The organism is Corynebacterium simulans, assembly GCF_001586215.1.
GTDB classification, from domain to species: domain Bacteria; phylum Actinomycetota; class Actinomycetes; order Mycobacteriales; family Mycobacteriaceae; genus Corynebacterium; species Corynebacterium simulans.
The window spans coordinates 1,255,888-1,275,192 of the sequence record NZ_CP014634.1 but is presented as its reverse complement, the minus strand read 5'-3'; the positions used below and the strand labels follow the sequence as shown (position 1 = coordinate 1,275,192).

21 protein-coding genes, 2 tRNA genes and 1 pseudogene are annotated in these 19,305 nt (G+C 58.5%); 14 read left to right on the top strand and 10 right to left on the bottom strand.

Annotated features, from left to right (window positions below):
* Positions 1-79 precede the first annotated feature (79 nt).
* The 3 genes from WM42_RS05980 (at position 80) to WM42_RS05970 (ending at position 1,248) form a co-directional block, all read left to right on the top strand.
* Complete coding sequence (locus tag WM42_RS05980) at positions 80-337, top strand: MoaD/ThiS family protein (RefSeq protein WP_062039224.1); 258 nt, start codon at positions 80-82, stop codon at positions 335-337.
* A 246-nt stretch (positions 338-583) separates the two neighbouring features.
* Complete coding sequence (locus WM42_RS05975; RefSeq protein WP_062036262.1) at positions 584-763, top strand: hypothetical protein; 180 nt, start codon at positions 584-586, stop codon at positions 761-763.
* Between the two features lie 95 nt (positions 764-858).
* On the top strand, positions 859-1,248 hold the full coding sequence (locus WM42_RS05970) for a hypothetical protein (protein ID WP_062036260.1): 390 nt from the start codon (positions 859-861) through the stop codon (positions 1,246-1,248).
* Between the two features lie 93 nt (positions 1,249-1,341).
* On the opposite strand, the gene hisC is transcribed toward WM42_RS05970, so the two are convergent.
* Positions 1,342-2,394 carry a histidinol-phosphate transaminase gene (gene hisC, locus WM42_RS05965; RefSeq protein WP_062036258.1) on the bottom strand — a complete coding sequence of 351 codons (1,053 nt, stop codon included), beginning with the start codon at positions 2,392-2,394 and terminating at the stop codon, positions 1,342-1,344.
* Between the two features lie 10 nt (positions 2,395-2,404).
* Positions 2,405-4,096, bottom strand: a complete 1,692-nt coding sequence (locus tag WM42_RS05960; protein WP_062036256.1) for an alpha-keto acid decarboxylase family protein — start codon at positions 4,094-4,096, stop codon at positions 2,405-2,407.
* Positions 4,097-4,196: 100 nt separating this feature from the next.
* Between WM42_RS05960 and WM42_RS05955 the strand changes: the two genes are divergently transcribed.
* Positions 4,197-5,327, top strand: a complete 1,131-nt coding sequence (locus tag WM42_RS05955) for a PucR family transcriptional regulator (RefSeq protein ID WP_061920029.1) — start codon at positions 4,197-4,199, stop codon at positions 5,325-5,327.
* Positions 5,328-5,416: 89 nt separating this feature from the next.
* A tRNA-Ser gene (locus WM42_RS05950) sits at positions 5,417-5,508 on the top strand.
* Between the two features lie 49 nt (positions 5,509-5,557).
* Here WM42_RS05950 and WM42_RS05945 read toward each other — a convergent pair.
* Both WM42_RS05945 and WM42_RS05940 read right to left on the bottom strand, forming a co-directional pair.
* Positions 5,558-6,289: a response regulator gene (locus tag WM42_RS05945; RefSeq protein ID WP_235591330.1), complete on the bottom strand. Its 732-nt coding sequence runs from the start codon at positions 6,287-6,289 to the stop codon at positions 5,558-5,560.
* Positions 6,290-6,886: 597 nt separating this feature from the next.
* Complete coding sequence (locus tag WM42_RS05940; protein WP_062036254.1) at positions 6,887-8,293, bottom strand: NAD-dependent succinate-semialdehyde dehydrogenase; 1,407 nt, start codon at positions 8,291-8,293, stop codon at positions 6,887-6,889.
* Positions 8,294-8,467: 174 nt separating this feature from the next.
* Here WM42_RS05940 and WM42_RS05935 point away from each other — a divergent pair, with 174 nt between their 5' ends.
* Entirely contained in the window at positions 8,468-9,769 is a 1,302-nt protein-coding gene (locus WM42_RS05935) for a TrkH family potassium uptake protein (protein WP_235590983.1), read from the top strand.
* The gene (locus tag WM42_RS05930) at positions 9,762-10,460 is read left to right on the top strand and encodes a potassium channel family protein (protein ID WP_201040617.1); all 699 of its coding nucleotides are present in this window, start codon (positions 9,762-9,764) and stop codon (positions 10,458-10,460) included. Before WM42_RS05935 ends, WM42_RS05930 begins: the two co-directional genes overlap by 8 nt.
* Before the next feature lie 5 nt (positions 10,461-10,465).
* Here the strand turns inward: WM42_RS05930 and WM42_RS05925 are convergent, their stop codons facing one another.
* Genes WM42_RS05925 through WM42_RS05905 form a run of 5 tightly spaced genes read right to left on the bottom strand, consistent with a single transcriptional unit; the run spans position 10,466 to position 13,912 of the window.
* A complete protein-coding gene (locus WM42_RS05925; protein ID WP_062036252.1) occupies positions 10,466-12,025 on the bottom strand; it encodes a polyamine aminopropyltransferase in 1,560 nt (519 codons plus the stop codon).
* Entirely contained in the window at positions 12,013-12,411 is a 399-nt protein-coding gene (locus WM42_RS05920) for a DUF350 domain-containing protein (RefSeq protein ID WP_062036250.1), read from the bottom strand. The genes WM42_RS05925 and WM42_RS05920 overlap by 13 nt, the downstream gene beginning before the upstream one ends.
* Before the next feature lie 14 nt (positions 12,412-12,425).
* Positions 12,426-12,815, bottom strand: coding sequence for a DUF4247 domain-containing protein (locus WM42_RS05915; protein WP_061920038.1), 390 nt, complete (start codon positions 12,813-12,815; stop codon positions 12,426-12,428).
* A complete protein-coding gene (locus WM42_RS05910) occupies positions 12,812-13,294 on the bottom strand; it encodes a DUF2617 family protein (RefSeq protein ID WP_062036248.1) in 483 nt (160 codons plus the stop codon). The genes WM42_RS05915 and WM42_RS05910 overlap by 4 nt, the downstream gene beginning before the upstream one ends.
* 6 nt (positions 13,295-13,300) lie before the next feature.
* Positions 13,301-13,912: a DUF4178 domain-containing protein gene (locus tag WM42_RS05905; protein WP_062036246.1), complete on the bottom strand. Its 612-nt coding sequence runs from the start codon at positions 13,910-13,912 to the stop codon at positions 13,301-13,303.
* 131 nt (positions 13,913-14,043) lie between these two features.
* Here WM42_RS05905 and WM42_RS05900 point away from each other — a divergent pair, with 131 nt between their 5' ends.
* The 6 genes and pseudogenes from WM42_RS05900 to WM42_RS05875 all read left to right on the top strand — a co-directional run bounded on the left by WM42_RS05900 (position 14,044) and on the right by WM42_RS05875 (position 17,669).
* Complete coding sequence (locus WM42_RS05900; protein ID WP_062036244.1) at positions 14,044-14,436, top strand: MmcQ/YjbR family DNA-binding protein; 393 nt, start codon at positions 14,044-14,046, stop codon at positions 14,434-14,436.
* Between the two features lie 16 nt (positions 14,437-14,452).
* The gene (locus WM42_RS13210; RefSeq protein WP_062036243.1) at positions 14,453-14,830 is read left to right on the top strand and encodes a YidH family protein; all 378 of its coding nucleotides are present in this window, start codon (positions 14,453-14,455) and stop codon (positions 14,828-14,830) included.
* Positions 14,831-15,148 (top strand): DUF202 domain-containing protein, encoded by a 318-nt coding sequence (locus WM42_RS05890; protein WP_062036242.1) that lies wholly within the window; start codon positions 14,831-14,833, stop codon positions 15,146-15,148.
* 111 nt (positions 15,149-15,259) lie between these two features.
* Positions 15,260-16,833, top strand: a pseudogene (locus tag WM42_RS05885) (SLC13 family permease).
* 148 nt (positions 16,834-16,981) lie between these two features.
* Positions 16,982-17,054, top strand: a tRNA-Arg gene (locus WM42_RS05880).
* A 423-nt stretch (positions 17,055-17,477) separates the two neighbouring features.
* Positions 17,478-17,669 carry a hypothetical protein gene (locus WM42_RS05875; RefSeq protein WP_235591329.1) on the top strand — a complete coding sequence of 64 codons (192 nt, stop codon included), beginning with the start codon at positions 17,478-17,480 and terminating at the stop codon, positions 17,667-17,669.
* A gap of 60 nt (positions 17,670-17,729) precedes the next feature.
* Here the strand turns inward: WM42_RS05875 and WM42_RS05870 are convergent, their stop codons facing one another.
* A complete protein-coding gene (locus tag WM42_RS05870) occupies positions 17,730-18,758 on the bottom strand; it encodes a prephenate dehydrogenase (RefSeq protein WP_062036240.1) in 1,029 nt (342 codons plus the stop codon).
* Positions 18,759-18,797: 39 nt separating this feature from the next.
* Here WM42_RS05870 and WM42_RS05865 point away from each other — a divergent pair, with 39 nt between their 5' ends.
* Positions 18,798-19,277: a tRNA adenosine deaminase-associated protein gene (locus tag WM42_RS05865; RefSeq protein ID WP_061920056.1), complete on the top strand. Its 480-nt coding sequence runs from the start codon at positions 18,798-18,800 to the stop codon at positions 19,275-19,277.
* Positions 19,278-19,305 lie beyond the last annotated feature (28 nt).

Genomic DNA, 19,305 nt, shown 5'->3' with positions numbered 1-19,305 from the left:
CGTGCCTCTCCTTATGTTCCTGGTTAACCTCTTCAATTTTAACGGCACTTTCAATGCAAAAACTGGCATAGTGGCAGACATGGTTGAAATTCACTATTTCGCCGCCGCCCGCGCAGCGGCAGGTGTAAGCCACGAACAGATTGCAGCTCCTGCAACGCTAGGCGAGCTGCTGGACACCGTGGCCGCAGAGCACAGTGGCACCACCGAGGCCGGCATGAACTTGGGCGAGGTGCTAGACCGCTGCACCTTCCTGGTGGATGGCAAAAACGCCGAACGCGCCGCCTCCCTCACGGGTGCGACGCGTGTTGACGTGTTGCCGCCTTTTGCAGGCGGGTAGGGCTGCTGGTCTAGTGTCTTGTATCGGTCCTCAGGGCATTTACGTCCGACAATAGACTGTGATGTGGATGCTTTCATGGAACACGTCCATTTTCACCTTCATGTTCTGGTCAAACCACAAAATCCGAGAAGAGTATACGAAAGTACCCGATTTAGAAACAGGACTCATTGGTGGGAAAAGAATTGTTAGTCTAAAGGGCGATTCTTAAGCTCAGTTGACGACGAAAATTGTAAGGACGATGCGGAAATGAAATTGCTTAAAGCTTTTACCCTTGTCGTTCTCATTGCAGGGGTTTTGTTGTGCGTAGCGGGCCTATATTGGGAAAATAAGCTTACCAATCTTGGGATTCCCATAGCCTTGCTAGGCATCGCTCTTTCGGTTGCTATACCTGTGAAAAAGAGAAGCGAAGGGGAAAAACACGCTTAGCACAGGTAGTGAAATGAAGAACGCTAAGTTTACGTGTTTCATTCATCAATGAGTCCCGTTTGAAGTGTCTTCGGGAGCCGAAAGCTATAAGGTCCATGTTGCCCGATAAACCGCGCAAGATTCTCACTGCCGATGAAGTCTACGACGCTGTCATTGATTGGTTCAGAGCCGATGATGATTGGGTCAATCTTGTCTACATCGTCCAAGATACCGGCTACGATGACGACGCACTGACTAGTGAGCAGCTTCAGGATGTCATTGAAAAAGTCATGAGCTTTGATGACCTTGCTATATATGACGCTGCAAGCCCTTCATCAAGTGAGATTGGAACAAACTTTGGTGGCAACCCACTGCCTAGGGACGCGGACGCAGCGGCATTGAGCCGATTCATCATTGAAAAGGACCGAGCTGGCCTGCTGATGGCGCTTATGGTTGTCCCGCATCCGGATAAGCACAAGATGCCTTACGAATACGACGAGGAATAGGAGTATATCGCGGCTTGCGATATATCGCTTCGCTAAAAGGGGGTGCTGCTTTGGTGGCAACCCCTTTTGTGATCTTTTACCCGCGTTGTCGTTTTAGGCGCCGAAAGCAGCCTCCCACGCCTTGAGGAGTACATCGGTCTCCTCGACGGTGGTGATGGAGATGCGTACGCCTTCGTCGAAGGCGCGAACCAGCACGCCGTTTTCGGCGAGCTTGGCAGCGACTTCTTGTGGGGTGCCCAGTTCGGTGATGTTTGCTGCCGGGAACCAGATGTGGTTGGTCTCGGAAGAAGGAACGCCGAACTTAGCAAAGTGCTCAGTGACGCGCTCGCGTTGGCGAACCGTCTCGTCGGTGCGCTCACGCAAGGAATCCTGTGCCGCCAGAGAGTGCAGGGCGCCGACCTGAGCCACCGTGTTCACGGAGAACGGGATGGCTACCTTGTTCAGCGCCTCAATGATCTCTTTGTCGCCGAAGGCATAGCCCACGCGCACGCCGGCTAGGCCGTAGGCCTTGGAGAAAGTGCGCAGGCCCACGACGTTGCGGTGCGTCTTGACGTAGTCGGTGGCCAGCGGCAGGGAGTCGTTGCGGTTGTACTCGATGTAAGCCTCGTCCAATGCCACGATGATGTCATCCGGCACGGCCGCCAGGAACTCGTCGAATTCCGCGCGAGTGATGATCGAACCGGTGGGGTTATTCGGATTGCATACGAAGATAACCTTGGTCTTTTCCGTCACGGCCTTGGCCATCGCCGGCAAGTCCAGGCGGTGCTCCTCATTCAGTGGGACCGGAACCGGCGTCGCGCCAACCACGTGGGCGAAGATTGGATAGGCCTCGAAGGAACGCCACGGGAAAACCACTTCATCGCCAGGCTGGCAGGTGATTTGTACCAGCTGCTGGCAGATGGCAGAAGAACCCGTTCCCACGGCCACCTCATCGAGGGTCATACCAAGGTGCTCTGCGAGTGCAGTGCGCAGCTCGACGACGCCCATGTCTGGGTAACGATTGGCGTCGCCAGCCGCGGCCTCCATGGCCTTGAGCGCCTCCGGAAGCGGAGGCTGGGTGGCCTCATTGGAAGACAGCTTCAAAGCAGTCTCGTTGCGGGCACCAGGAACATAGACGGGCAGGGAGGAAAGATCGCATCGAATCATGGCAACCACCTTAGCCCTGGGAAGAGGTTTCCGGGTTGCGCGGACCGCGAGGGCCGTAGTCAAACTCGGCCGTGAGCGGGCCGAACGCCTGCAGGCCCTTCGGTGCATCAAATGCGTCGAGCTGAACCTCAAGGAAGGCGCCGCGCTCCGGGTGCTCAGAAATGTCCGCGAGCGCCTTAGCCAGCTCGCCCTCGGTCTTCGCTGCATAAGACTCCATGGTGGTATCTGCCTTGAAGACCTTCGGCAGCTCGTTGTAGTTCCAGTTCTGGATGGCGTTGTACTCCTGCTCCATGCCCAGGATGTAGCGCTCAATGGTGTAGCCATCGTTGTTGACCAGCACGATGATGGGCTTGAGCTCCTGGCGCAGGATGGTAGAAAGCTCCTGGGCTGTTAGCTGGAAGGAACCATCGCCAATGAAGAGCACGTGGCGGCGCTCCGGGTTAGCCAGTTGGGATCCGAGCACGGCAGGCAGGGTAAAACCGATGGAGCCCCAGATGGTGGAGTTGATGTACTGCACGCCCTCCGGCATACGCAGCGGGCCCAGGCCGATGTTGGAAGTACCAGCCTCGGTGATGACCACGTCGTCTTCCTTGAGGAAGTGAACCATCTGGTTCCAGATGCGCTCCTGGGTCAGCGGTGCTGACTCGTCTGGCTCGAAGGCCAGCAGCTCAAACTTCTCGCCCGCGGCGGCTTCCTTGGCTGGGATGCGCTCGACGAGGACGTCGAGAAGCTCCAGTGTATTGATGCCCACGAAGTACTCGCCGTCAGCGTTGAGGTGCTGATCGCCGAAGTTAAACACGTGCGCCTTATCCAGATCGTGGGTGAAGGAACCGGAGTTGACCTCGATGAAGCGTGGGTTGGTGGTGACCAGGAAGTCGGAGTTTTCGATGCGCTCCTGTACGCCCGGGGCGGAAGCGGCGCCGTTGTAGGTGCCGATGAACAGCGGGTCGCGCTCGGACAGGATGGCCTTGCCGGAAGAAAGCTGGGAGTACGGCAGCTGGGCTTTGTCGATGATGGCGCGGAACTTCTCGGTAAAACCGTGGCGATCGGTGTCTTGGTCGATCAGGAAGATGGGATCCTTGGCCGCAGCCAGCGCCTCGATCACCCGATCGGCGGCGGCGTTGAGGCGCTCCTGGTCGGAGGTAGCCAGCTCGGTGCTGAACGGGGTATCCGGGACCTCGATGGTCAGGTGCGTGATATCGGAAGGGATCTGGATGTGCACCGGGCGCTTCTCGCGCAGGCAGGTGTGCAGGGCGCGGTCGAATTCCTCGACCACGTTCATCGGGGAAACGCGGGTGGCTACCTCGGTAAACGGTGCGATGGCGTCGAGCATGTTGGCAAAGTCGCCGTCGGCAAGCGAGTGGTGCAGGTTCCAACCGAACTCGGTGGCGTACTGCGGCGGTGCGCCAGCGATGGAGACCATCGGAACGTGCTCCGCGCGAGCACCCGCGATGCCGTTGAGCGCAGAAAGCTCGCCCACGCCGTAGGTGGTGAGCAGACAGCCGACGCCGCGCTGGCGGGCGTAGCCATCAGCGGCATAGGCCGCGTTCAGCTCATTGCAGGCGCCGACGAAACGGATGTCCTTGTCTTCGTCGATCTGCTCGAGGAAGCTCAAGTTGAAATCGCCCGGGACACCGATGATTTCGGTGATGCCGATGGCCTTCAAGCGATCAAGGATAAATTCGCCGACAGTAGTCTGCATTGCGAGTCCTTTCTTTTGATAGCGATAAAACGTGCTTTTTCGATTATCGTAGGTCACATTTTTGTTGTCATTAGTCAAAATAGAGAACTATCTTTGACATATGTCGAAACTGACGGCGCCGAACCTGGCACGGATTCAAGAGTTAGCCGATGACATCGCGCGGCAGTTGCAATGCTCGGTGGAGGTAACCACTCCCTCTATCAACGTGATTGCGGCAAGCGCGCAGTTGGGCGCCGTGGATAGTCACCGCGTGGCCTCGATTCTGGAGCGCACCCCGCCGCCGGAGCCGATCCCGTGGATGCTCAGTTATGGCATTCAGGAATCTTCTGCCCCGGTGCGCCTGCCGGCGAATGCGGAATATGACATGCTCCCGCGCGTGGTTATTCCGTTGCGCCACGGTCCTGACCTGGTAGGGCACGTGTGGATCATTGATGAGCACGCGCTTTCCGACGCCGCTCTTGCCTCCGTTTCCCCGCAACTGAGCACGCTGACCAAGTTGGTAGACGAGCGCGATGCTTACCTGGCCACTCGTGCGCAGCAGCTTGGTGACTTAACCCGTGACATCGTTGCGGGTGATGAAAGTGCGCTGGCTATAGCCCGCGAGCGCGACCTTTTGCCGCGTGATGGGGAAGTGCTCATTCACCGTATCGACGTAGACGGTGATTTAGTCCAGCTGACGATGGAACTCGCCCGTCCGCTGCGGCGGCGTCCGTTTCTGGCCCTGGACTTGCATGATTCGCTCATCATTGTGGAATCCCCGCGCGACGAGCAAGACACGAAAACGCTGATTGAGGAGGTTGCTTCCGCGGCCCTTACGGCGGGAACGCAGATTGGTGCGCGGGGCAGTGCTCCCACTGCGCGTCGGGCTCGTTTCATGGCCGACGTGGCGCGGCTAACCGGGCAACCTGCGATGGACTGGGCTGCGGCTGGCGCCTGGCGCGCGCTGTTGGGATGGGATCTGAGTCCGGCTACCGTGCGCGCGCTGAGCCCCGATGCCGCACTGCTTTTAGACGCCGAGCGCAAAAGCTACTGGGAAAGTCTGCTTTGTTATTTCGAGTATTCCCGCAACGTCAATGACACAGCCGCCGCACTCTATATTCACCGTGCTACTTTGCATTATCGCCTAGACCGCGTCCGTGAGATTCTGGGCTCGGCTGCCCTCGAAGATGGCTGGCGCTGTGCCGCTTTGTATGTGGCATTGAAGCTGCATGCGGCGCTTAATCGCCGCTAAAACCTAAGCAGTTAGACGGTAGTGAGGGGGCTGTTTGGCACGCGTGGAGGGGCTCGGGTAAAGTAAGCGAAGATTCATTGCGAATCGCTGGAGACGTGCCAGAGCGGCCGAATGGGGCTCCCTGCTAAGGAGTTGACTTGCTTGCGCAGGTCCGGAGGTTCAAATCCTCTCGTCTCCGCCACTTGAGAAGTCTCGAGACATCGTTTACTCGCTGTCTCGAGACTTTTTACTTAGACCCCGATGTGGGGCAGTGCGGTTATTGCCAAGCTGAGCCTGGAGCTCACCGCGAAGACGGACATTAGGTGGGAAATCTGCTTCTTAACGGTCGATTGTGCGTAGTGCATCGACTTGGCGATCTCTGCGTTTGAGCGCCCTTCGCAGATGTGGCTCAAGATTTGCTTCTCAGTATCGGTGAGTAAGGCGTACTTCTCATTGAACTCGATAACGCTGGATTCTTTGTCGTTATCGCCCTCTGTATGGGAATCGGATTGGGGAAGGTAGTCAACCAGGCGGGTTAGTGCGTGCGGCGATACGGCTGTGCCACCGTTTACCGCCTCGCGCACAGCGGCATACATTGTGGCTGGCTTGCTGCTTTTTACAACGTAGCCGGCCCCTCCGTTGGTTAAGACCTCGATCATTGTTTTGTCAGTGTCTAAAGCGGTTATTGCTACGAATGCTGGTGGGGTGGGCCGCTTCTTGGCCTCGCGCAAGAGCGTTATTCCGTCCATCTCGGGCATGTGAATATCGGCGATGATGACATCGATGTCGATTTGGTCGAGAAGCGAAAGGGCTTCGACGCCGGTGCTGGCCTCGGCGACGACGTGAATGTCGGCAGTGTATGAGAAGTAGGTCTTCAGCGACGAGCGTACGAGGGGATCGTCATCAACGATCAACGTCGCAATGCGGCTATCGGTGTCAGCGGTGCTCATCGATGCTGGATCGCCGACCTGGAAAATAGCCATAGGCATCTACTTTCATAGTTAAAACTCTTATTTATGCACACTTTATTTGTACCATCATTGAGCTCAATTAAAACCTCGTGCATTGGGCACGCGCGAAGGAGGATACTAAAGTATATTTCGCCTGAATATAAAGCTAAATTTGGGCCATTTCCGGTGGTCCAAGCGTGGTTAGGGCTAGCTAACCTACGCTAACGGAAGTATGGTCCTAACTGGATTCAGGCACAGCCCAAATCCACTTGTTAATGACCCTTTTACAGTTAGGACTCCATCATGGAAATCGCATCCACCGTTCTCGAAATCCTCGGCGGCATCTTCGAGGCAATCGCTGAAGGTCTGCAGAAGTAAGAGCTTCTAAAACCTTCAAACGCTCCCGCAGGCTAGTTCAATCGCACTGCCTCCGGGAGCGTTTGCATGTTTTGCGTGGGATGCTGCGCTTGGACTCTTTATCGGTCTTAGGGGCGTCCTTGTGCTGCACCGTGGTTGCTGCTAGATGGTGACCTCACCATGTGTGGACACAGTAAAAGACGAAGCCCCGCCCCACCAGTGATGAGCTGGCAGGACGGGGGGGTGCGGCTCCGGAAGAGCGGGCTCGTGTACTTACATCGCCGGGGAGAGGCCCGCGTCGTCCTGGCCGCTGACGCGGTAGAGGTGCTCGTTGACGAACTCACCCACGCCCCAGCGCTCGAGCTCGCGGCCATAGCCGGAGCGGTTAATGCCGCCGAACGGGAGGCCGGCAGCGGTGACGGAAGCCTCGTTGACGAAGGTCATGCCGTCGTTAAGCTGCTGCGCCACCTCGAAGGCCTTGTCGAGGTCGGAACCCCACACGGAGCTGGAGAGGCCATAGTCAGAGTTGTTGGCAATCGCGATGGCCTCGTCGATGTCCTTTGCCTTGTAGATGACTGCGACTGGGCCGAAGATCTCGTTGCAGGCGATCTCGGCGGAAGGATCGACGTCGCTAAGCAGCGTTGGCTCCATGTAGGCGCCGTCGCGGTCTACCTTCTTGCCACCCACACGGACGGTGGCGGTGCCATCGGCAACAGCCTTGTCGAGGCGCTCGATGATTTCGTCGCGGGCACCGATGGAGGACAGTGGGCCGATGTCGGCATTCTTGTCGTCGTATGGGCCGACCTTGAGGTTGCCGATCTTTTCTACCAGGTAGTCGAGGGTGCGATCGTAGAAATCCTCCAACACAATCAGGCGCTTTGGGGCGTTGCAGGCCTGGCCGGTGTTGTACATGCGGATTGGTACGAACTGATCGAGGGTCCACTCGAGCTTCTTGTCATCGATGATGATGAACGGGTCGTTGCCGCCGAGCTCCAGCACGGACTTCTTGTAATTCTCACCCGCGGTCTTTGCCACCGCAGCGCCGGCTGCTTCAGAGCCGGTGAGGGAAACGCCCTTGATGCGCTTGTCCGCCACGAAGGCATCCATCTGGGAGCCGGAAGCGTAGATGTTGATGAAAGCGTCCTTCGGCAGACCTGCCTCTTCCAGGAGATCCTGGCAGGCCTGGGAAGACAGCGGGCAGATGGAAGCGTGCTTGAGCACGATGGTGTTACCCAGCAAAAGGTTCGGCGCCGCGAAGCGGGCAACCTGGTAGTACGGGAAGTTCCATGGCATAACGCCCAGCAGCGGGCCGAGCGGCTCCTTTTGAACAACAGTCTTTTGCGCGCCCTGGGCCGCCAAGTACTCGGGCGCGAGCAGCTCGTGAGCGTGCTCGGCGTACCAGCGGTAGATGTCAGCGACGATTTGAATCTCGCCCTTTGCCCAGCGCGTGAGCTTACCCATCTCACGGCCGATGTGCTCGGCTAGCTTGTCTGCATTTTCTTCATAGAGTTCTGCAGTGCGGAAGAGGATGGCTGCACGCTCCTCGATTGAGGTGCGGGACCAGCTCTTGAAGGCTTCCGTGGAGCGGTCCAGGATCGCGTCACGGTCAGAGTCATTGATGCGGTCGAAGGTCTCCTCGGAGACGCCAGTGTTTGGGTTCTCAAGTGCAAAAGTACTCATGTCCCCTGTGTACCCGCGATGTGCCGAGCCTTCAAGAAAAATGACTCACTTATAAAATGGTAAATCGCCCTAACAGGTCTATTATCCCTATTTGTGAAACGAAGATCTTTGCAGAACCGAAGCCGCATCTTTGGTCCTGCACGCGTGACAGCTTTGGGCTTTTTTCTGCTCATCATGCTGGGGGCATTCCTGCTGATGCTGCCTTTTTCTACCGAAGGATCGCAGTGGACGCCTCCCTTGCACGCTTTCTTCACAGCGACTTCCGCTGTCTCTCTGACCGGTCTTATCGTTGAAGATACCGGCACGTACTGGACTCCCTTCGGCCAAGTGGTAATTATCACCCTCATCCAGCTCGGCGGCTTGGGAATCATGTCGCTTGCTTCCTTGTCCGGCATGCTTTTAACCGGACGCATCAGCTTGAAGGCGCGGCGCTCGACGGCCGCCGAGGGCCGCCCCGTAGCCGGCGGCATTCGCCGTACCCTCTTGCTTACCTTTCTCGTCACCCTCGTTTGTGAGGCTGCAGTTGCTGTCCTCTTGGCCCTACGCCTGCATTTCGCACATGGCGTCCCGGTGCTGCGCGCGATGTGGGAGGGTGTCTTCCACGCGATTTCGGCATTTAACAACGCGGGTTTTAGTACGTACTCGGACAATATGATTGGTTTTAATACCGATGCGTGGATTCTGCTGCCGGTGGCCTTTGCGCTCATCGTGGGTGGCTTGGGCTATCCCATGTTGGCGGAGATAGTGCGCCGTATCCGCGGCCGGATCAAGCTCGCCCTGCGAGGGCGTGCGCCGCGCGTGCACCACATGTCCATTACCGCGCGGATGACGCTGGTGGGAACTGCCATTTTGCTCTTCGGCGGCATGACGTTTTTCTTGGTGGCCGAGTGGTCCGGCGTGCTGGCAGATATGCCGTTTGGCACCAAGCTGCTCAATAGCTTCTTCATGAGTGCTTCGCCGCGTACCGCGGGCTTTAATGCTATCGACTACGGGCATGTGCATTCCATTACCTTGATGGCCTCGGACATCTTGATGTTCATCGGCGGCGGATCCGCCGGTACGGCCGGCGGCGTGAAGGTGACCACCACCTGCGTGCTCGTTGCGGCGATGGCGGCGGAGTTCCTGGGCCGTGAGGACACCACCATCGGTAAGCGCCGTTTGCCGTATTCGATTACGCGCCAGGCGCTCGCCCTGACTGTGGCCGGTGCGGCAGTGGTGATGTTCGGAGTTGGAAGCCTGGTGGTTTTGAACCCGCAATTCTCCACCGATCAGATCACCTTCGAGGTGCTCTCGGCTTTCGCCACCGTTGGCCTGTCCACAGGTATTACGGCCAGCCTGACCGCGCCTTCCCAGATTATTTTGTGCTTCATCATGTACCTTGGTCGCGTTGGGCCGACCACGTTGGTGGCCGCTTTGGCCGCGCGCACGGTAACTCGTCACTATCGCTACCCAGTAGAAAGGCCGTTCATTGGCTAATATCTTCGGCGCGCTGCGCCGCGAAAATCAATCCATCGACATCCCCGCAGTGGTGGTCATCGGCTTGGGGCGCTTCGGTTTTTCCCTGGCACGTGAGCTTATGGATCATGGCGTCGAGGTGCTTGGCATCGACAATTGCGAGAAGTTCGTGCGCGATTATTCGCCGGTTCTCACCGAGGTAGTACAAGCTGATACAACCGACGCCGAGGTCTTGCATCAGCTGGGCATCGACGAGGTGGACCGCGTGGTGCTGGCCATCGGCTCGCACCTAGAGGACTCCATTTTGACCGCCTCAAATCTGGTGGAACTCGGCGTAAAGGACATTTGGGCGAAGGCGGACTCCGACGCGCATGCACGCATCCTGCTGCAGCTGGGCGTACACCACGTAATCCGCCCAGAACGCGACACTGGCCGCCGCATTGCACACTTGCTCGGCGGCAAGTTCGAAGATTTCGCCGAAATCGCCGAGGACTATGGCGTTACCAAGCTCACCCCGCCCGCGCACTTGGTGCAAACCCCACTAGATCCGCAGAAAACGTGGGAAAAACATCGCGTGCAGCTGGTCTCAGTGCGCAAGGACTATGGCTACTGGATGCCTGTTGAGAAAGGCCAGCAATTGAACCCGACGGATCTCATCGTGATTGCTGGCAGCCCCATCGCCTTGGAGAAGTTCTCCGAGGCTGGGTCTTAGGCTTCTTAGTCCCCTGCCTGGCGGTATCCGCGGCGCAGGTCATCGACCACATAAGGATGATCGAGCGTGGAGGCCGGCAGGTTGCGCGGCTGGTTATCTAAACCGAAAGATTGCGCGGCCTCAAGAGTCGCATCATCGAGGTAGCGCAGCGGGGGAGCGTAGCTGGGCACGGAGATTTCCTCTGCGCAGGCTACAAAGCCCCAGTCACCAAAGGTGGGCACGTGCACGTGATAAGGCACGGTGGGGCAGCCGGCGGAACGCAGTGTGGAATCGATACGCCAGAACACATCGGGAGTACTAAAGGCGCTGGTTGCCTGCACGACCATCTTGCCGCCGGGAGCGAGCATCTTGTGCGCCATGGAGTAGAACTCTTCCGAGTAAAGGCGGGCCATGGCGGCGGAGTCGGGGTCGGGTAGATCGATGAGGACGGCGTCGTAAAGCGTGTGATCCCCGCCCGATCGCAGCCAGGTAAACGCGTCCTCGTTGAGGATCCGCACGCGTGGATCTTCCATGGCACCGCCGTTGTCCTCGCGCAGGACCGTGTTGGCCACGTTCACCACCTCGGGATCGAGCTCGACCTGGGTGAGCTTAAAGTCCATCTTGAGCAGCTCGCGCGCGGCTAAGCCATCGCCGCCGCCAATGACGAGCACTCGCCCGCCTGGCTCGGCAGGCAGCACGGGATAGACCAGGGACTCGGTGTAGCGATACTCATCGCGGGAGGAATATTGCAGGCCGCCGTTGAGATAGAGGCGCGAATCCTTGCCGCGTTTGGTCACCACGATGTCCTGGTAATCCGAGGTATGGGCGTAAATGACAGGATCATCGTAGAGCGATTGCCGGGCGGTTACCACTATGGATTCGCTGCGGATGATGAGAGTGAGCAGCAAGGCGATAGCGCCCAGCAGCGCGAGGACATGCATTAGAAGCTGCTTGCCGGAGAGCACCGTGCGCAGCAGAAGTAGTGCGACCACGAGTGCGGCCACAAGGTTGACCAAGCCGGCCGCAGCGGTGCCACGAATCATGCCCAGCCACGGCAGCAAGACAAATGGCCATGCCAAACCGCCCAGCAGGCCGCCGACGTAATCCGCGAAGTTGAGGTTGGCTACCACCGAGCCGGAATCCTCAGCATTCGAGGTACGCCCGCGCTGAATCAGCGTCATAAGCAGTGGCACTTCCATACCCACCAAAATGCCAATGAGCAGCGTCGCTACGACCAAAATGAGGGTGGATTGGCCCACAAGCGCGAAGACCATGTAGAGCACCACGGCGCTCACGCCGCCGCACAGGCCGAGCAGAGTTTCGACGATGAGGAAAGAACTCGCCGGCCACGACAAGAATGGCTTGGCCATTAACGCGCCCAAACCCAAGGAGGCGACGTAACCTGCCACGATCAGTGAGGTCTCTACGATGCCGCCGCCGTTGAGGCTCGTGGACAGCGTCAGCAAGGCCAGCTCGTAGACCAAGCCCGAAGCTGCGCAGATACAGACGGAGATAAGCAGAGCTACCCGCCAGGCGCGCGAGCGGACCAGGGAATCTGCGGTGGGGGAAGCGTTTAGGTCAGACATGCGGCATTAATTGCGCCGATGACGATGAGGATGACGCTCGCGCAGAAGGCGCCCGCGCGGGGCTTGGTATCTTCCACCAGATCCCGGAAACGGCCGGGGATAAGCGCCTCCAAAATGACCAACGCTAGTGCCTGCAGCACGATGCCGACTAGGCCGTAGACAGCGGTTTCTAGCAGGTCAAAAGAGTGCACGATGGCGGTAACCAGCACCGCTCCCAGGGCAATCTGCTGGGCGGAAGCGATGACCGCAGCGTTGACGTGATGATCAACGAAGACAGCGCGGTAAAGCTTGCCCGGGGTGAGCAGATCCAGAACTACGAAGCCGGCAAGTAGCAGCACCGCTGCAATACCGAAATAAGCAAAGGTGGCCAGGATTGAATCGAGCATGAACTAAAGCCTTTCTATTTCACGCCGCCGGAAGAGCCGGAGGAGCCGCCGGAAGAACGGGAAGGGGAGGAGGGACTAAAACCGGGACCTAAGAAGATATAGGTGCCGTCGTGGAAGTGATCGAGGTTTTCCACGCGCACTGAACAGTTCTGCGGGCCAGTGGGCTCGACCTTGACAATCTGCTTGCGGTAGCGCAGGTACTCTGTGCCCGTTGCGGGATCGAATTGGCGCGCCTTCGGCTTATGCTCTGCTGCAAGGCGGTTGGCCTCTGCCTGAACATTGTTTGCCTGACAGGTGCCTGACCTGATGGGAGCGCCAGTAACGCCGGGTGAAGTCAGACCGCCAATTACTGCGAAAAGTACGGCGAAGACCAGTGACCATTTCCAGCCTTTGTCATAGTTCATGGAACCCACCTACTTGTAGTCTTCACGATTATTTCTTCTGCAGGGTACATATGTACCGTTTCCCACTCGAAGCCTGCGCAGCCTTCGGGTGCGGTGCCCTTGAGGGCGGTGACGTGGTAATCACCCTGCCCGGGAAATTGCGCAGAGTGCCAATCCGTGCCCGATACCCGTTGAAATTCTGCGGCGAAGCCATCCGCCCCATGCTTGGCGACGTCCGTCTTCAGCTCGTAACCCATCATCTCACCGTAGGCCTGCGGCAGCGGACCCTCACAGTGGCAGGAGATCTCCTCGCGGAAGAGTAGCGTCTTGCCGCGATAAACGCTGGCAGTATGCGAAGCGCCGATGATATCCAGCTCAAGCCGCAGGCTGTCGGAACCGTGAAGCATGGTCGTGCTTAACGCCTGCGGGCGCGGGCCGTTTAAGCGCAGCCCCAAGTCAGCGGCACTGACGTCCGCGCTGGGGCAATCTAGAACCTCCACTGCGGCCTATGCCTTCGGAGCTGGGTACACGGTGAACTCACCCGGCAGCATGGTGCGGCCGGTGGATACCTCCCAGCTGTCATTGTTGGCCCAGCCCTCAAAGCCCAGCAGCTTTTCACCCGCGGAATAATCTACGTAGCGCATCTCGCCGGACTCTGGCAGGCCGGTGGTGCCGGTGGAGGTGTAGCGCGCATGGCCGCGCTCGTCCTCACTATATGTAACTCCCTCGAATTCCACGGTGCCGCGATCTGGCGTGACGCCGGCGCCCTTGCGGGAGGTCCACCAGGTGAGATTGAGCTGGCCTTCATCGACCTCGACTCCCAGCCAGGAGGAGTTATCTCCACCGTCGAGCAGGTATTCGTACCAGTAATAAGGGCCCTCATTTAGGGTCAGGGTGCCGCGGACGACGTAGTCGGTGGCGCCGTAACGGATGATTGCACCCGGACCAAGATTTTCTGGATTGAACTCGTTTTGGCCTTTGGCCTCAGCGAAGTAATCCTTGGAGAAGGTATCGCCCGTCTCCTGCGCGCTAGCCGCCTTGGCTTGGCGCGATTTAAAGAACATGTAGATGGCCGCGATTAACAAAACCACGGCGAGCAGAAAGAAAATCTTGTTCATGACTGGCCCTTTATTTTTTGCTTAGCTTAGGTCTGTAGCAGTCACCTTAGCCCACGCCTTGGACGTCCGATAGTCCTACGCATTAAGCTGGGGAAATATCGTTTTCAATTCGATGGATTTTAGGTCGGCGTATGAACGAAAAAGAGCTTATTTCTACTGCGAGCGATGCGGCGGAAGAACTCATTGACGCCGAGTCCTATCCCTTCGTCGAAGGCTGGCGAGCCTGGCGGGTGCGCAAAAAGTGGTTCATGCTGGCCACCACAATGCCTGCGAATAAGCCCTTCGGTGGAAAGAAAGCCATCATTCTCAAAGCTCCGCCGGAGGATGTCACCGCTTTGCAGGCTGGTTATGCCGACATCGGCCCTGCGTATCACATGAATAAGCGGCATTGGTACACCGTGTATCCCGGGGATTCGATAAACCCCAAGTTAGTTCGGGAGCTCGTCCAGGAATCTTATGCCGCGGTGGTGCAAAAGCTGCCTAAGGCGCAGCGCCCTGCCGGGTGGCAAGAGGCAGTGCGTTAAGGAAATATAAAAAGCAATGGAAAAGTCTAATGGCCGGTTCCCACGCTTTGTCTATGAAAAAGGCACAGAGCCCGATCCGCGTTTCAGCATGGCCAACGAGCGCACGTTCTTGGCATGGATTCGTACCTCGCTCGCTTTCATCGCAGGCGGCGTTGCACTGCAGGCTTTCGACCTCCCGATTCACGGCACGCTGACTCTTATCATCTCCGTGATCATGCTGGTGGTCGCCATCGTCTTGCCGGCGGTGGCGTGGGCGCATTGGGCGGCGTCGGAAAGCGCGATGCGTGAACAAAAGCCCCTGCCGCCGAATGCCGCGATGCCTCTGCTCGTGTTGGTGGTGCTGCTTATCGGCGTGCTGATCCTGGTAGGTCAGCTCGTGGGCGCGGGGGCATAAATGTATGACCCAGGGCTGCAGCCGGAGCGCACCCGGCTGTCGTGGCAGCGCAGCCTTTTGGCGTTCGTGCTGGTGGTTCTGGTGGTTTTGCGCAGTGAGCTGCCGTGGACCATTGCGGAGCTCAGCGCCTTCGTGGGCGGCGCGGGTGCCTGCGCCTGGCTGGGTTGGCGGGTGCGCCGCCGTAACGCGCTTTACGACGCCGCTCTTCACACCGGCGGCGCCCTCCCCGGCGCCGCGGCGCTGGCGGGCCTAGCCGTGGCCGTGATGCTGCTGGCAGTGCTGGCTCTGGTGGGCCTTGGTGGGGGTAACCGCGTTTAAAAACCGATTTTTTCTTTGGTTCAAAGTTGTATGGTGTTCGCAAACGTGGGTATTGCATGGTTCGCATTTTGCTTATCCCCGCGTGCTAGAAGGTTTGGCAAGGAGAACTGAATGACGACCCCGCAAACACATGAATCAACAGCTCACGTAGAAGGCGAAGAAGATCACGGCGTCGCCAAGCGTGAATGGCGCCGCATGCTTATAGGCCTGTTTCTAGGCTTAGCGCTGGCCGCCCTGGTGTGGTTTATTTTTCCGTCGAATGCGGTGGATACCGTGCTGCAATCCTCGGGCGCGGACCCAGAGGAAACCTATACTTATGGCGCGATTCGCGCGGTTGCGGCGGTGACCATCCTGATGGGCGTGTGGTGGATGACCGAAGCAATTCCGCTGGCAGCTACGGCACTTTTGCCTTTGGTTATCTTCCCGCTGGCCGGCGTGGGCACCATTAAGGAAGTTGGCTCGCCTTATGCTTCGGCGACGATCTTCTTGTTTATGGGTGGCTTCCTCATTGCGCTCGCGTTGCAGCGTTGGAACTTGCACCGCCGCATGGCCCTGGCGGTGGTGAAGGTGGTTGGCACCTCGCCAAAGCGCATTGTGCTGGCTTTATGCTGGCAACCGGCTTTTTGTCCATGTGGGTCTCAAATACGGCGACCGCGGTAGTCATGCTGCCTATCGGTACCTCCGTGCTGGCGCTGACCGCAGACACCGTGGGTGGCATGGCCAAGCAGAAGAAGTTTGCAACGGCGCTGATGCTGGGCATTGCGTATTCCGCGTCCATTGGCTCCCTGGGCACGCTGATCGGTACTCCGCCGAACGCTCTGTTGGCCGGATATATGAAGGAATCTCACGACATCGTCCTCGGCTTTGGCAAGTGGATGATCGTGGGAATGCCGCTGGCAGTTATCTTCCTGTTTATCGCATGGCTGTTGTTGGTGACCATCTTCAAGCCGGAGATGGACCGTATTCCTGGCGGCAAGGAGCTAATTGACCGCGAAATCGCAGCTCTTGGTCCGTGGACTGCTCCGCAGATTCTCACCGGCATCATCTTCCTAGGCGCAGCTATCGCCTGGGTGGTCGTTCCTTTCTTGGTTGGCGAGGACTCAAACTACGACGATGCCATCGTCGGTATTGCTGCCGGCCTGCTGCTGTTTATCATCCCAGCCGACGCCAAGACCGGCGTGCGCCTGCTGGACTGGAAGACCGCGAATGAGATGCCGTGGGACGTCCTGCTTCTCTTTGGTGGTGGCCTGTCTCTGTCCGCGATGTTTAACAACTCGGGCCTATCTCTGTGGATCGGCGAGATGGCTAAGGGTCTCGGCGGCCTGCCCACGGTGCTGCTCATCGCAGCAGTTGCGCTGCTGGTTCTTTTCCTGACCGAGATCACCTCCAACACGGCAACGGCGGCGACCTTCCTGCCCATCATGGGCGGCGTTGCGGTTGGCATTGGCCTGACCGAGGGCGGCGAGATCAACATCCTGCTGCTGACCATTCCGGTGGCGCTCGCGGCAACCTGCGCGTTCATGCTGCCGGTGGCAACCCCGCCGAATGCCATCGCATACGGATCGGGTTACGTGAAGATTGGCGACATGATCAAGGGCGGCGTCGGTCTCAACCTCATTGGCTGCGTGCTGATTACTCTCACGGTCTACCTGCTGGCCGTGCCGGTCTTTGGGCTGGTGCTTTAAAGGCTGGTGTTTAAGTGCAGTTATCGACAGGTTAACAACGCGTAAAAACGTGTGTTGGCCTGGCGATTTGCCGCCTTTAAAGAACGGCACTATAGTTAATCCACGTTGCAGCGAGAGATTGCACAGCAATCAAACGCAGTAGCGGTTAGCGCCCGTAGCTCAACGGATAGAGCATCTGACTACGGATCAGAAGGTTGGGGGTTCGAATCCCTCCGGGCGCACAAAATTTTCTCGCGGTTTCCTTCTTGGAGGCCGCGAGATTTTCGTTTTGTATGGGTGGCGCGAAGGAGGCGCTTGGTGGCTCTTGGCGGCGGCGCGGAGTCAAATGGTGAGGCCAGCCAGTCAAATGGTGAGGTGTAGATGGTGAGGTGACCGCTCACCAGCCACGGGCGTTAACACCAGCCACTTCCGTTGCGGGTCGACCTCACCATTTGCGATTTGCAGCCGCAGGGGCCGTGCAGAGAACCTGGTGCCGTGCAGAGAACCTGGTGCCGTGCGAAAGACCTGCGGGGCGCGGAAGCTGCTGCGAGAGAGGCCGCGGCGTACGATGAGACCGGAACCGCTTTACGAGACCTCATTTTTAGGTGCTTAGCTTCATGGCCAGTAAAAAGTTTGCCTTCGCTACGGGAACTAGAAAGGTGAGCGTGAACAACAACAAACTCGTGCCCTGCTTGGTAGCGGGCGCAATCCTCGGCGTGGTGCTGTGGGTTGCCTCGGGAATGCTGGTGCTTTTCCCGATTGGGCTCGCACTGGGCTTTCTGGGACTTCCCATCCTTGCGGTGAGCAGGGATGAATCGAAGTCCCGCAAGCGGCGCGACGATACGTTCCGTGACTAGACGGGGCGGGAAGGCTAGACAGGGCGGGAAGCCTAGACAGGCCTAGAAGACTAGACGGGGCTAGAAAATCTCGATTCGCCCGCCCAAAGACTCCGACTGACGCAGCTGCGCCACCCAGTTCGGGCCACCCGGGTGCAGGCGCAGTACCGGCCGCGAGGAAATCTTGACCGGGGAGACCGATTCCTTGCGGGCGCCGGAGCGTGCCTCAATGCGGGTGCGGGCGCGGAAGCCATTCTCCGCGAGTTCAGCAACAGAGGGCTGCTCAGCGGCGAGAGAGTCGCGCGCGGCCTGCAGGAGCTGCAGTGCTTCATCGAGGGCGTCGACAAGCGCGGGTGCGTTGGTCTCGCACATCTGCCGCACCAGCTCCGGGGTGGTACCGGCCACGCGGGTGCCGTCCTTGAAAGAGCTCGAGGCCAGTGATTGCGCGAGGATGCCGCCGTTGTCGCCCACCACAGCGAGGGTTTCAGCGAAGACGTGCGGCAGGTGAGAAATGCGCGCCACCGCGGCATCGTGATTTGCCACGCGCACGGGGACGGCCTCGGCGTGCACCATCTGCGTCATACGCACCACATCGGAGAAGGTCTCAATCCACTTCTTCGGGATGCGCTCCCCGCGGGCCTCGCACTCGGCGGCGTAGTCATAGGTAATTGCCCATGCTGCACGCTTAAAGAGCTTGGTCTGCGAGTGGTCCCAGCCTGAGTTTTGAGTGCCGGCCATCGGGTGGCCGCCCACGTAGCGCGATTCCATGCCGCGCTCCAAGAAGAGATCACGCACCTCAGTCTTCACGGAAACTACGTCCGTGATGCCACAGCTCGGCGCGTGCTGTTGAATCTCGTCCAAGACCGAAGCGACCGCTTTCATCGGGGTAGCGATGACGATTAGTGCATTGTCTGCCTCCGCGCGGGTCAAAATTGCCTGCAGGTCATCGGTGACGTCATAGCCCGCTTTGATGGCGCTGCGGGCACCGGAAGTCGAGTGATTATAGCCATATACTGCGTGTTTGCTTGCCACGAGATCGCGCAGCAGGGAACCGCCAATAAGGCCTAGGCCGATGATGCATACGGGTCGTTGAACGTCTTGAGAACTCACGGTGACAATTCTGGCACAACACGACTAATCTCACGAGGTATGAGTGATGACAACATCTCCTTCGCAGTTACCGTTGCCCGCAATGAGGGGCAATGGGTGGTTCGGGAGTTTAATGACGACTTCGAGGACATCAACACCTCCATCAGCGCGGTGCGCGCGCTGCGCTCCGAGGGCGCGGCCTTCGCGCTGCTGTGCGTAGAGGATGAATACTTCGTTGTCGTACGCCCAGTGCCGGGAGATGTGCGCATGCTGATCTCTGACGCCACATATGCCGACGAGGATGATTTTGCCGCAGACTTCCTGGAGCTGCGCGACCTTGACTTTCCCGAAATCGTTGACGACGACGAGGATCCAGATCCTTATGGCGACGGCGACTTCGATATCTTTGCTGATCTTGGGCTCAGTGAAGATCAGTTGGGCTACATCATCGACAATGACGAAGATTGGCCCTCCGATATGCTCCTGCGCATCGCGGGCGATTTAGGCTTCGGTGACGAGCTCGAAGAGATCATTGCTTAAATCCCAAGGCTTGGCCAGCGCCGAGGCG

What these genes read in the sequence shown, in the direction of transcription:
- WM42_RS05920 (WP_062036250.1), bottom strand. Translation starts at nt 12,411, where the DNA reads ATGCTCGATTCAATCCTGGCCACCTTTGCTTATTTCGGTATTGCAGCG.
- WM42_RS05980 (WP_062039224.1), top strand. Translation starts at nt 80, where the DNA reads ATGGTTGAAATTCACTATTTCGCCGCCGCCCGCGCAGCGGCAGGTGTA.
- hisC (WP_062036258.1), bottom strand. Translation starts at nt 2,394, where the DNA reads ATGATTCGATGCGATCTTTCCTCCCTGCCCGTCTATGTTCCTGGTGCC.
- WM42_RS05955 (WP_061920029.1), top strand. Translation starts at nt 4,197, where the DNA reads ATGTCGAAACTGACGGCGCCGAACCTGGCACGGATTCAAGAGTTAGCC.
- WM42_RS05935 (WP_235590983.1), top strand. Translation starts at nt 8,468, where the DNA reads ATGCTGGGGGCATTCCTGCTGATGCTGCCTTTTTCTACCGAAGGATCG.
- WM42_RS13210 (WP_062036243.1), top strand. Translation starts at nt 14,453, where the DNA reads ATGGAAAAGTCTAATGGCCGGTTCCCACGCTTTGTCTATGAAAAAGGC.
- WM42_RS05925 (WP_062036252.1), bottom strand. Translation starts at nt 12,025, where the DNA reads ATGTCTGACCTAAACGCTTCCCCCACCGCAGATTCCCTGGTCCGCTCG.
- WM42_RS05915 (WP_061920038.1), bottom strand. Translation starts at nt 12,815, where the DNA reads ATGAACTATGACAAAGGCTGGAAATGGTCACTGGTCTTCGCCGTACTT.
- WM42_RS05960 (WP_062036256.1), bottom strand. Translation starts at nt 4,096, where the DNA reads ATGCAGACTACTGTCGGCGAATTTATCCTTGATCGCTTGAAGGCCATC.
- WM42_RS05905 (WP_062036246.1), bottom strand. Translation starts at nt 13,912, where the DNA reads ATGAACAAGATTTTCTTTCTGCTCGCCGTGGTTTTGTTAATCGCGGCC.
- WM42_RS05900 (WP_062036244.1), top strand. Translation starts at nt 14,044, where the DNA reads ATGAACGAAAAAGAGCTTATTTCTACTGCGAGCGATGCGGCGGAAGAA.
- WM42_RS05970 (WP_062036260.1), top strand. Translation starts at nt 859, where the DNA reads ATGTTGCCCGATAAACCGCGCAAGATTCTCACTGCCGATGAAGTCTAC.
- WM42_RS05890 (WP_062036242.1), top strand. Translation starts at nt 14,831, where the DNA reads ATGTATGACCCAGGGCTGCAGCCGGAGCGCACCCGGCTGTCGTGGCAG.
- WM42_RS05865 (WP_061920056.1), top strand. Translation starts at nt 18,798, where the DNA reads ATGAGTGATGACAACATCTCCTTCGCAGTTACCGTTGCCCGCAATGAG.
- WM42_RS05975 (WP_062036262.1), top strand. Translation starts at nt 584, where the DNA reads ATGAAATTGCTTAAAGCTTTTACCCTTGTCGTTCTCATTGCAGGGGTT.
- WM42_RS05940 (WP_062036254.1), bottom strand. Translation starts at nt 8,293, where the DNA reads ATGAGTACTTTTGCACTTGAGAACCCAAACACTGGCGTCTCCGAGGAG.
- WM42_RS05945 (WP_235591330.1), bottom strand. Translation starts at nt 6,289, where the DNA reads ATGGCTATTTTCCAGGTCGGCGATCCAGCATCGATGAGCACCGCTGAC.